At 51.3% G+C, this 11,354-nt stretch carries 8 protein-coding genes; 2 read left to right on the top strand and 6 right to left on the bottom strand.

From position 1 onward, the window contains the following. From VF260_07815 to leuC, 4 genes are all read right to left on the bottom strand, one after another. The coding region (locus tag VF260_07815) for an S-layer homology domain-containing protein (protein ID HEX7057085.1) at positions 1–2,645 on the bottom strand (2,645 nt) is incomplete at its 3' end. 1 nt (position 2,646) lies between these two features. Further along, on the bottom strand, positions 2,647–4,137 hold the full coding sequence (locus VF260_07810) for an N-acetylmuramoyl-L-alanine amidase family protein (protein HEX7057084.1): 1,491 nt from the start codon (positions 4,135–4,137) through the stop codon (positions 2,647–2,649). Between the two features lie 241 nt (positions 4,138–4,378). Then, the gene (leuD, locus tag VF260_07805) at positions 4,379–4,990 is read right to left on the bottom strand and encodes a 3-isopropylmalate dehydratase small subunit (protein ID HEX7057083.1); all 612 of its coding nucleotides are present in this window, start codon (positions 4,988–4,990) and stop codon (positions 4,379–4,381) included. A 32-nt stretch (positions 4,991–5,022) separates the two neighbouring features. Beyond that, positions 5,023–6,453, bottom strand: coding sequence for a 3-isopropylmalate dehydratase large subunit (gene leuC, locus VF260_07800; protein ID HEX7057082.1), 1,431 nt, complete (start codon positions 6,451–6,453; stop codon positions 5,023–5,025). A 115-nt stretch (positions 6,454–6,568) separates the two neighbouring features. Between leuC and VF260_07795 the strand changes: the two genes are divergently transcribed. Beyond that, positions 6,569–7,477, top strand: coding sequence for a LysR family transcriptional regulator (locus tag VF260_07795; GenBank protein HEX7057081.1), 909 nt, complete (start codon positions 6,569–6,571; stop codon positions 7,475–7,477). An 18-nt stretch (positions 7,478–7,495) separates the two neighbouring features. Here the strand turns inward: VF260_07795 and VF260_07790 are convergent, their stop codons facing one another. Continuing rightward, a complete protein-coding gene (locus VF260_07790; protein HEX7057080.1) occupies positions 7,496–8,290 on the bottom strand; it encodes a carbon-nitrogen family hydrolase in 795 nt (264 codons plus the stop codon). Further along, on the bottom strand, positions 8,287–9,186 hold the full coding sequence (locus VF260_07785) for a TIGR01777 family oxidoreductase (protein HEX7057079.1): 900 nt from the start codon (positions 9,184–9,186) through the stop codon (positions 8,287–8,289). Before VF260_07785 ends, VF260_07790 begins: the two co-directional genes overlap by 4 nt. Before the next feature lie 145 nt (positions 9,187–9,331). Between VF260_07785 and VF260_07780 the strand changes: the two genes are divergently transcribed. Continuing rightward, complete coding sequence (locus tag VF260_07780) at positions 9,332–10,531, top strand: pyridoxal phosphate-dependent aminotransferase (GenBank protein HEX7057078.1); 1,200 nt, start codon at positions 9,332–9,334, stop codon at positions 10,529–10,531. Positions 10,532–11,354 lie beyond the last annotated feature (823 nt).

The raw sequence follows: 11,354 nt of genomic DNA, 5'->3' as shown, positions 1-11,354 counted from the left end.
AAAATATTCTGATCGCCCTGGTGCACATATACATTAGTGCTGAGATCGTAAATATACGTTTCATTTACATAAGAATGCAGGAATTGAATCGTGTTGGATTGCGCCTCATATCGGAAAAACTTTTTGGATACGCCCGGTATTTTTTGCACGAGCGTTTGCCCGTTGCGCCCTTCCGAAAGCTGAATGCGGTCATTAACTGCCACGAGAGCCAGTCCGCTGGACTGGGTATTTCCGCTAACGACCACAGGTGGTTTTTGCATCGTAACAGTCTTTGACAGTCCATCGTAACCGTTTATTGTTAATTGATTATTTGCCGGATCAACTGCCGTAACTTTGCCTATTGTAGTTTTTGTCACATAGATCGACTCCGCCGTATTGCCAACGAAGCCCGCCACAATGATTTGACCCGCAGCCAGATCGTTATAGGTTAACGCGCCGTCCGCAGAGGAAATGGTGGCGGTTGGACTAACCGAAAGCAAATAACTCGTGCCCGCAGGGTCTTCCGCATACAGTTTCGAATTGTTGGTGTATTTGCCTGTTACTTTGAAAAAGCGGTCCTGTTTCAGATAGACGCCGATCACATTTCCCTGATCTTGATCAAGGAATACGCGGATTTGAGCGCCTGTTTTGAGATCGCTAAAGCTGCCGCTTGTTTTGCCAAACACATTGATCGCCAAAAAGTTGTAGTTTAACGTTATATCGCCGTAATTTTCCGATGCCAATTTGATAGTTTTTTGCAAGGTATTGATTTCTTCAAGCACGCCGTCGTAAAAGTTTGTAACTCGCAGTGAAATCAGCTGATCTCCGGAGTACGTAATATCAACTTTTTTATCCACCGGAAAATACGTTGCAAAATCTTTCAAATCAACCCGCATGCCGTTATATTCAAGCAATGTGCGGTCGGTAACGTTAAACGTTTGCAATTCTTTTCCAATCGCCAGAATGGTTTGGCCAAAATCCGCTTTATAGGGCAAAACGATTACGGCATTCCGCGCGACTTCGACTTCCCGGTTTTTCACCGTGATTTTTCGGGCCATATTGTTGCCGTCCACTTCCACGGTTACTTCGTCGTCTTTCTGAATATCGAGTAAAGACGCGTTCGTCAGTCCGTCGATTACAACTTTCACATCATCGATAGTAAAAAATCCTTTTAACTCATTATTGCCCAAATTCAGCATGATTGTCTTGCCGTCTGCGTCAACGCTGTTTATTTTGCCCTCATAGATCAAAACACTGGAGTTGTCCACCGAAAAAGACGTTACGGCGCCGTCCGTCGTTTGCACAGTAACTTGATCGCCGATATGCAAATCGCCGATTGTGATCGCGCTGTCGTGATAGGCAATCGGCAAGCCGGTAGGCAGCGCATACCAATTCACCGCTCCTGTCGAAGCGTCCTTCACTTCTATCTTGCTGTCGTTCAAATCGATAGCCTGAATCGTTCCGGTAACAGTCGCCACCACCGGCGCGTCATCCTGGACGGTGATTTTCACGACCGGGTTGCTGGCATCTCCGGGCATTTTGCTGATTGTGACCGTCATGCCCGCAAGCAAATCGGACAAGTTCATTCCCGAGCCGTTTCGATCGACGATCAGCGTTGCGTTTGACAACGTGTAAATTTTGTCTTGTCCGTCCACAGTCAATTTCAGCAGGCCGCCGTCTGTGCTGACAACCTGACCGGTAATATCTTCATAAGCGGCTTGATTGCCGGTAGACTCGACGTAATAAGCCATGTCATCAATCTGGATGACGGAGACTTGTTCATTGCTGCCGATTTCCCAGGAATTGACGCGTTTGTTGGTTTTGCCGGAGAAAAATTTGACTTCCGGCGAGAGCGAATATGTTTTTGTCGTGCCGTCCGCAGTCAATAACGTAACGGATTGGCTGCCGAGTTCCATAAGCGTACCGTTTACAATCCGCTCCGAACGCTGCGCAAGCAGTTCTTCCGCCATGCCGAACATGACTGCTATTTCCGCCCGGGTAATATTGCCTTTGGGGGCAAAGGCCATTCCTCCGTTGCCGTCGTCTTTGCCTTTAATAATCCCCAAGTTGACCGCTTCGTTTATGTAGCCGCGCGCATTCGCGGAAATATCGCTATCGTCGGTAAATGATGTCGTCATAAGTCCCAGCGCGCGCGCATCCGCTTCCTTGCCAAGCGCACGCACGACCAGTTTGGCAACCCATTCGCGCGACGCTTTGGATTTGCCCCAGGAAGTAAGCGGGTCGTACCCGTCCATTTCTTCTTGCAAATCGATCCAATGTTCGTCTATCGCTTTTACCACATAAGGTTTGGCCCATGGCGAAATGATCAACTTTAGCGCATAATCGCCCGCGGTATCGATCTCATCCTGCAGACCCAGAAGCCGAACGGCCATAATGGCAACTTCTTCTTTTGTGACATCGCTGCTTGGGTTGTAATTGCCGCTGGTATCGCCGCTCACAACATCCAAAAGCGCCAACTTGGAAATAAATTTTTCGGCCCAATGCCCGGGATTAACGTCGGCGAAAGAGGCGATCACGGCAGGGCCCGATCCGCCGCTTTCCCCGGTTGCGGCGTTTTCCGCCATGACGGATCCGCTTGCCGCCAAAAGCAAAGCCAGAACGACCGCCAATGTTCGTTGGCTCAATTTCCGCAATCCTTTTAACATATTAATTCTCCTCTCCCATTTGCTTCAGATATGATTGGATACCCGAGGCGATTTCTCCTGCCAGTTTTTCCTGAAAACTTTCATTCAGCATATTTTTTTCATCCGTCGGGTTGGACAGATAGCCGATTTCCAGCAACACCGCAGGCATTTTGGTATTTTTAATCACGCGGTAATTTTCCTTTCGGACATGTCTGTCAGGAAAACCGGTTGCGCTTAACACCCGCTTATGCAGTTCTTCAGCCAAGGGAATACTTTCATCACGCGCATAATAGGTTTCCGTTCCGCGGATGCTTTGCGAATTTTCGTAGATATTGCCGTGGATGGACACAAACAAATCCGCATTCTCTTTGTTGGCAATTGCAACGCGTTCATCCAGCGACACGGTCGAATCGTCGGATCGCGTCAAAATCGGCTCAATTGATGAATCATTACCGAGAATGGCAGCTAATTTCTTTGCCAGCGCCAGCGTAAACCATTTCTCATCTTTTTTGCTGTAGCCGGTGGAACCCGGATCCGTGCCGCCATGGCCGGCGTCAACGACAACCTTGTACACTTTGGTGGGAATTGAAATCACAATTTGATGATCCGCCTCATCCTGAACCAACTTGTAGTTAACGTTTCTGTTCAAATCGATGACGACGCGCACGGTGACCGGCGCATTATCGAACAAGGCGTAGCGGATATTTTCCACGTACGGATGGTTTGCCGCAACTTCGCCGTTTTGCGCGGCAGAGTCGCTCAAGAGCGACCGGTCGAGTTCCGCGTTCCGCAAATCGACAACGATTCGGTACGGATCAGGCAATGTAAAGATGTCCGGGGTTACCGCGCCGTCCATGCGAATCACAATGCCGTTTTGATCGGAACTGATCGCTTTCACCACCGTTTTGCCGCTCGTATTAATCACATCGTCAAACGTTAAGTCGGTTTCATTTTGCCGGTTTTCGCTTAAAATGGAACGATCCGGTTCGGAATCCGCCTCCGTTTGCCGGGATATTTTTTCTTCCGCCGCTTGCGATTCATTTTCTGCCGCGTTTTCGTCTTTCGAGGCGGTTTGCGTGGAAATGCCACGGTCGTTTTTAAACAGATAAAGCGCATTCTTCAGGCCATCCCAAGTGGTTTTTACGCGGAATGCGCCGGTTAAAGACCGCGCCGCCACGTACGGCTGATTGTTGAACATCCTTGGGGCCTCCGCCAGTTCCACGTTTTTCCCGTCTACCGCGGCTGTCGATTTGCCGATGGTTTGCACCATCCGATCGGTCCCCATCCGCATCACGATGTTTTGATCTTGCCCGTTCCATTTGGTTTGGATGCCCAGGCCGTTATTGATCACACTGATCGGAAGAAAAACAGCGGAGTGAAACAGAATGGCCGAGTCCGCCCCCTGCCATTTGCTTCCGTTAATGTAAACATTCACGGAATTTTCCGCGCTGACTAATGCGGTAACAAAAGGAGACATAACCAATATGACCAATATCAGCAAAATCCGTTTCATGATTCACCTCGCAAACGATCGATCGGCGCAACACTATCATTCTAGCAAATACGCCGCAAGGGTGACAATAAAGGCAATGAATCGACATGCTCTCGACATAGATTTAGACGACGGAAAATCTTTAAAGTTGCGAAATCCGCTAATTTTTGCCGCATCAAAATAGACAAAAACAAACCGGAGCAGCGCGTTACGCAAACCGCTCCGGTTTTCGCAAACGATATTGTACGGATAACCATTTGTCTCAGGCGGTCGGGTAAGCCAGCCTGCTTTGGTGCTCTTTCTCGTATGCGGCGATTTTCGCCTCATGCTGCAGCGTCAAGCCGATGTCGTCCATACCAAGCAGCAAAAATTGCCGGCGATGTTCCAAAATGTTGAATTCCATGCGCAAACCGAACTCGTCGGTAATGACTTTTTGCTCGAGGTCAACGTTAAGTTTATAGCCTTCATGCTGGGCAGTGCGCTGAAACAGTTCGCTCACTTTTTCCTGGCTCATGCGAATTGGCAATATTCCGTTTTTAAAGCAGTTGTTGTAAAAAATATCGGCGAACGAAGGCGCGATGATAACGCGAAATCCATAGTCGAGAATAGCCCACGGTGCATGCTCGCGCGAGGAACCGCAGCCGAAATTCTCGCCGGCCAGCAGCACAGATGCGCCTTGGTAACGGGGTTGATTCAGCACAAAATCGGTAATGGGCTCGCCATTTTCGGTAAAACGCCATTCATAGAACAAAAATTGGCCGAATCCCGTCCGTTCAATGCGTTTTAAAAATTGTTTCGGTATAATGGCGTCGGTGTCCACGTTCACTCTGTCCAAAGGCGCCACAATGCCCGTATGTTTCGTAAATTTTTCCATTGTTGATCGTCTCCTTTCCGCCAGTTGTGCGGTTAAACCGAAGCCGGTTCTTTAATTTCCCATTCGCGAACGTCGACAAAATGTCCTTTGATGGCCGCTGCCGCGGCCATTTCCGGCGAACAAAGATGCGTTCTGCCGCCGCGCCCCTGACGCCCTTCAAAATTGCGGTTCGATGTCGAGGCGCAGCGCTCTCCCGGCAACAAGAAGTCGGGATTCATGGCCAGGCACATGCTGCATCCGGCTTCGCGCCATTCAAATCCGGCAGCGATAAAAATCTTGTCCAGTCCTTCTTTTTCCGCTTGCGCTTTCACGCGCCCGGAACCCGGCACGACAATCGCTTCTTTTATTGTCGGCGCTACATGATAGCCTCTAACAATTTGCGCCGCGGCGCGCAAATCTTCAATGCGCGCGTTGGTGCACGAACCGATAAAAATACGGTCAAGCTGAATGTCCTTCATTTTCGTGCCCGGCTTTAACCCCATATATTCGAGCGCTCTTCTTGCCGCGCGGCGCTCCCCTTCCGTCGCGAAGCTTTCCGGATCGGGAACGCTGGACAAAATATCCGCGCCCATGCCCGGGCTTGTTCCCCAGGTCACCTGCGGCACCAATTCGTCCGCGTTAAATTCGACGACCGCATCATATTCGGCGCCTTCGTCGGTAACGAGCTTTTTCCATTCTTCCACAGCACGGTCAAAGTCCGCGCCTTTCGGGGCAAACTGGCGCCCGCGTAAATAGGCGAACGTTTTCTCGTCGGGGGCGATCAACCCGGCTCTGGCGCCGGCTTCGATCGACATATTGCAAACCGTCATCCGGCCTTCCATCGACAGGTCGCGAATCGCTTGCCCCGTATATTCAATGACATAACCGGTGGCAAACGCCGTTCCGAATTTGCCGATAATGCCCAGGATCAAGTCTTTGGCGCGGATGCCGGGGCGAAGTTTGCCGTTTACGCGAACTTCCATCGTTTTCGATTTCGCCTGTTGCAGGCATTGGGTCGCCAGCACGTGTTCCACCTCGCTCGTGCCGATGCCGAACGCGAGCGCGCCAAATGCGCCGTGGGTCGATGTGTGGCTGTCGCCGCAAACAATCGTTTTACCGGGATACGTAAGCCCCAATTCCGGCCCCATGACATGCACGATCCCTTGATCTTCCGAGTTCAGATCGTACAGTTTGACGCCGAATTCCCGGCAATTTTCCGCCAATGTTTTCACTTGCTGCCGGGAAATCGGATCTTTGATATTGAAGCGGTCTTTTTGCGTCGTAGGCACGTTGTGATCCATAGTCGCAAACGTCAGATCAGGCCGGCGCACTTTGCGGCCGTTCAGCCGCAACCCCTCGAACGCTTGCGGGGAAGTCACTTCGTGAACGAGATGCAAATCGATGTAAATGACGCTGGGCTTGCCTTCTTCCTCGTGAATAACGTGCTGTTCCCAAATTTTTTCGTATAAAGTCTTTTTCGCCATAGCTTCTCACCTCAATTTTACTTACCAACTATAATAGCATTTCCATCTTCATTGTTCTAAGATATAATATCTATAGACTTAATAGGTTGAAACTATAAGAAAAAGAGGACTGTGTATGGAACTGCGCCAATTGCAGTACGTCATCAAAATTTCCGAAGAGTTGAACTTTTCGCGGGCCGCGGAAAAACTGCATATCGCCCAGCCGTCGCTGAGCCAGCAGCTGTCCAAATTGGAAAAAGAGCTGGGGGTGATCCTGTTCCAGCGCAGCACCAATTCGGTGGAATTGACTTACGCGGGGCAGGCGTTCGTCGAGAACGCGCGCAAGATCATCGACTCCGTCGAGCAGTTGAAGCAGGAGATGGACGACATATCGCAAATGCGCAAAGGCAAACTGATTGTCGGTTCGCTGCCCATCACCGGCTCGCACATTCTGCCCAAGGTGCTGCCAGTTTACAAAGCAAAATATCCGCAAGTGGACATTACACTGATCGAAGATACGACGGATAAACTGATTGAGCATACGACCGGCGGACAGACGGATATTTCGCTTTTGGCGCTGCCGCTCGGCGAACAAATGCTGGAATACCAAACGCTGGTGGAAGAAGAAATCCGTCTCGCCGTTCCTCCCGCGCATCGCTTTGCCACAAGAGCTTCATTGCAAGACCAATGCGTGGAATTGTCCGAATTGCGGGACGAACCGTTTGTCGTATTGAAAAAAGGCCAAGGATTCCGCCAACTTACCTTCGATTTGTGCCGCAGCGCCGGATTTACGCCCAACATCATGTTTGAAAGCAGCAATATCGAAACCGTCCAATCGCTGGTGGCGGCGGGCATGGGAATTGCCTTCGTGCCGGTGATGGTTACGCGGGTAAAGACCAGCGAATTCGTTCCGGTATATTTGCCGTTAGCCAAGCCGCGCCCAACCCGCACATTGGTGATCGCTTACCGCAAAGGAAGATACTTGTCCAAGGCGGCGGACGCGTTTATCGCCACTTTACTGGACGTGGTAAGGAAAAACAGCTGATGCCGCCATCAGTAAGCTTCAGTAAACTTCCGGCCGGCGGTCCGGAATGATCGGTATTTGCTTGCGCACCCGGTTGACCAATGTCAGATCAAGTTCGGCAAAAATGTCCGCTTCGTCTTCCGCGCCTTCGGCAACGATTTCTCCCCATGGATCAACCACCATCGAGTGGCCGAAAAAGTGCGTCCCGCCGCTTATGCCGACGCGGTTGCAAGCCACCACGAACAGCTGGTTTTCAATCGCGCGCGCCTGCAACAGCGTACGCCAATGATGCAGTCTGGGATGCGGCCACTCAGCCGGAACAAACAGGATGTTCGCGCCCGCGAGCGCGTATTTGCGCGCCAATTCGGGGAAGCGAAGATCGTAGCAAATCATAAGACCAGCCAAAACACCGTCAAATTGCGCCAATTCGCTTTTGTTCCCGCCGATCAGATACTTTTCCTCATCCATTAAACGAAATAAGTGGAGTTTGGCGTATTCGGCAACGAGCTTGCCGTTGCGGTCAAATGCGTAAGCGACATTTTTTACGCCTTGTTTCGTTTTAACCGAAACGGACCCGGCGATCACGTTGATTTGCTGCGTGCTGCTGAATGCGGAGAAAAAGTCTTTCGTCCGCGAACCGTTTTCGTCCGCAGTTTCCGTTATGGTTGGCAAGGCATAACCGGTATTCCACATCTCCGGCAAGATGATCAAATCCGGCTTCGGCTCGGATGCGGCGACTTGCTGCAAACGCCTGGTTACGGCGGCAAAATTGGCTTCCGGCTCGCCTGCCTGCACATGCATCTGGATCAGTGCGACGCGTAGTTTTTCGGTCATGGTATATCCCTTCGTTTCATTAGCAAATTCTGCAACGCCGGATTCAGTTCGGGAAAGTTGAAGCGAAAACCGTGCGCGAGCAATTTCTGCGGCGCAACCCTCTGGCCCTGCAACAACAACATGGACATTTCCCCCAACGCCAAACGCATTAGAAATGCGGGAACGGGAAGCCAATGCGGGCGGCGCAATATGTCGCCAAGCATTCGCCCGAATTCGTCGTTTGTCACATGGTGAGGCGCTGCGCAGTTCACCGGGCCGGATATTTCCTCGCATTCGATGCAGAAAAGGATCGATTCCGCCATATCGTCGATGTGGATCCACGGCAGCCATTGCTTCCCGCTTCCGATCCGCCCGCCCGCGAATAATCGGTAAGGCAAAACCATGAGCGGAAACGCCCCGCCGTCGCTGCCCAACACTACGCCCGGCCGCAGTTTGACAACTCGGGTGCCCGCAATTTGATCGGCAGCGGCTTCCCAATTCCGGACTACGGAACCTAAAAAGTCGCTGTCTTGGCCCTCGCTTTGCTCGGTAAAAATTTTTGTCTCCGATGTGCCGTATATCCCCGCACCCGAACCGTTTATTACTACTTTCGGCTTGTCTTTAATCCGGTCGACCAGTTCGGCGATCCGCTTCGTTGCTTCTATTCTTGACGAGTAAATGCGCTTTTTCGCCCGCTTCGTCCAGCGTTTGTTAATCGTCGCGCCGGCCAAATTGACGATTGCGTCAATGCCCGCAAACTTTGCCGGATTTTGGGCAAGATCATCCCATGTGGTCCATTCCCCGGATAAACCCGCGCCCGCATGCGGAAATCTGGAAACGCAAACGGTTTGGTGTCCGCGTGCATGCAGGAGACGCAGCAGATGTCCGGCGATAAAGCCGGTTGCGCCTGTCACCATGATTTTCACAAAACCGCCTCTTTCAAGCGCCGAACTGAAAAGCCCTTCACCATAAGATTAGCACATGTTCGCGCTGATTTATATACAGCCGCTAACAATCGTGGTAAATTAGGATTGTTTAATCGGAAAACGGAGTGATCGGCTCATGAATGAAACAAATCGGCCGTGGGGCGCATTTGAGATGAAGAGCGCCGACAGGCTGCAACGGTTGCCCAAACAATTTTTTGCCAATCTCGTCAAACGCGCCCAAGCGGAAATCGCTGAGGGACATGATGTCATCAATCTCGGCCAGGGTAATCCGGATTTGCCGACCCCCGACCATATTGTACAAGCACTGCGGGAAGCGGCGGGAAATCCGCTTTATCACCGCTATCCGCCGTTTGACGGCTACCTTTTTCTGAAACAAGCGGTTGCCAAACGCTATCAAGAGGATTACGGCGTTAAACTGGACCCCGAACGGGAAATCGCCGTATTATTCGGCGCCAAAACCGGACTGGTGGAAATCAGCCAATGCTTGTTGAATAACGGCGATGTTTGTTTGGTCCCGGATCCGGGTTATCCCGACTATTGGTCGGGCATTGCGCTTGCGGGCGCGCGGATGGTGACGATGCCGCTTTCCGCGGGCAACGGTTTTTTGCCCGATTTTTCCGCTATTCCGGAAAAAGAAGCGAATACCGCCAAGCTCATGTTCATCAATTATCCGAACAATCCGACTGCCGCGACGGCAACACCGTCATTTTATGCGGAAACGGTCCGCTTTGCGGAAAAGCACCACATCGTTGTAGCCAGCGATTTTGCCTATGGGGCGCTTGGCTTTGACGGAGTCAAACCGCCCAGCTTTTTGCAAACGCCTTGCGCCAAAGAAGTCGGCGTTGAATTTTATACGCTTTCGAAAACTTTCAATATGGCGGGATGGCGGGTTGGATTCGCCGTGGGCAACGCGCAAATCGTCGGCATGCTCAACCTTTTGCAGGACCACTACTATTGCAGTCTGTTCGGCGGGATACAGGAAGCGGCGGCGGCAGCTTTGAACGGACCGCAGGATTGCGTGCGCGAGCTGTGCGCCGTTTATGAAAAACGCCGCGACGCGTTGTTTGCGGCTTTGCGCGACATCGGCTGGCCTGCGCAGCCGTCGGCCGGATCGTTTTTTGCCTGGCTGCCTGTTCCGCGCCCCTACACATCTTCGGAGTTCGCCGAACTGTTGATTTCGCAGGCAAAAGTAGTGGTCGCGCCGGGCAGCGGCTTTGGCGCGAATGGCGAAGGCTATGTTCGCCTCGGCCTCTTGACGACGGAAGAAAGGCTGCGCGAGGCAATCGAGCGGATCGGCAAACTCGGAGTGTTTTGAATAAGCGGATGGGGATTGATTACGCCGGAATTTAGTTGGATTTTATCCAACTATTATCGAGGAATATTTTGTAATGGAATGTTTAATTGGATTTTGTCCAACTATTTTTACATGAAATCAACAAAATTATTGGAAATCGCCTGAATTAGATGGATGAAATCCACTTAATTCCTTTTGCAAGGGTGAAATCGGAAAATTTGATTGGACAAAATCCAACTAAACGACTGCCGGCTAAAACCGGCAAGTTCTTGCCAGCGGCTGAAAGCCGCCTGTTCAGGCTCGAGTCTCGCGGAAAAGCAATCGGTGGCTTTAAGCCACCTAAAGCTCGCCAACGAAAACTCGGCCGTAACTCATCCGCAAAACCGCGGACGGTTTGCCGGCTTGCGGCCTTTCTAGCCCGCTGACGGAACGCAACCGGTTCGGCGAACTGCGGCATTTTCGCTTTGAAGCCCAGTCGGTTTGCCGACATGCAACTTCGTATTAAGGAGTTTTCGGATCTAACGGACGTGACAGAGGCTATTTTGGGTTTTACGCCCGGTTTTAAAGTTTAACGGACGTGGGTGCGCTTATTTTAGAACTTTGTGCGGTATTCAGGTAAAAAATCAGCGAATAGCCTCTGTCACGTCCGTTAAATTTTTTGAGCGGCCTTTTTTCGGAAAATAGCCTCTGCTGCGTCCGTTAGAGTTGGGCGGGATGACGATCCTACCGTTTTGCATTGCGCGGGTAGGTGGTTCGCTCCTCGTTTTAGCGTTGCGCAGTGGGGTATAACGTTTACAAAGAGCACATTCTGGATGCTGGCCGCCTAAAGGCGATGAGTACAGAG

The sequence above is a fragment of the Bacilli bacterium genome (genome assembly GCA_036381315.1).
In the GTDB taxonomy this organism is placed as follows: Bacteria; Bacillota; Bacilli; order Paenibacillales; family KCTC-25726; genus DASVDB01.
This window is presented reverse-complemented; position numbering and strand designations above follow the sequence as displayed.

Coding starts and splice junctions, on each gene's coding strand:
- VF260_07810 (HEX7057084.1), bottom strand. CDS start 4,137: ATGAAACGGATTTTGCTGATATTGGTCATATTGGTTATGTCTCCTTTT.
- leuD (HEX7057083.1), bottom strand. CDS start 4,990: ATGGAAAAATTTACGAAACATACGGGCATTGTGGCGCCTTTGGACAGA.
- leuC (HEX7057082.1), bottom strand. CDS start 6,453: ATGGCGAAAAAGACTTTATACGAAAAAATTTGGGAACAGCACGTTATT.
- VF260_07795 (HEX7057081.1), top strand. CDS start 6,569: ATGGAACTGCGCCAATTGCAGTACGTCATCAAAATTTCCGAAGAGTTG.
- VF260_07790 (HEX7057080.1), bottom strand. CDS start 8,290: ATGACCGAAAAACTACGCGTCGCACTGATCCAGATGCATGTGCAGGCA.
- VF260_07785 (HEX7057079.1), bottom strand. CDS start 9,186: ATGGTGACAGGCGCAACCGGCTTTATCGCCGGACATCTGCTGCGTCTC.
- VF260_07780 (HEX7057078.1), top strand. CDS start 9,332: ATGAATGAAACAAATCGGCCGTGGGGCGCATTTGAGATGAAGAGCGCC.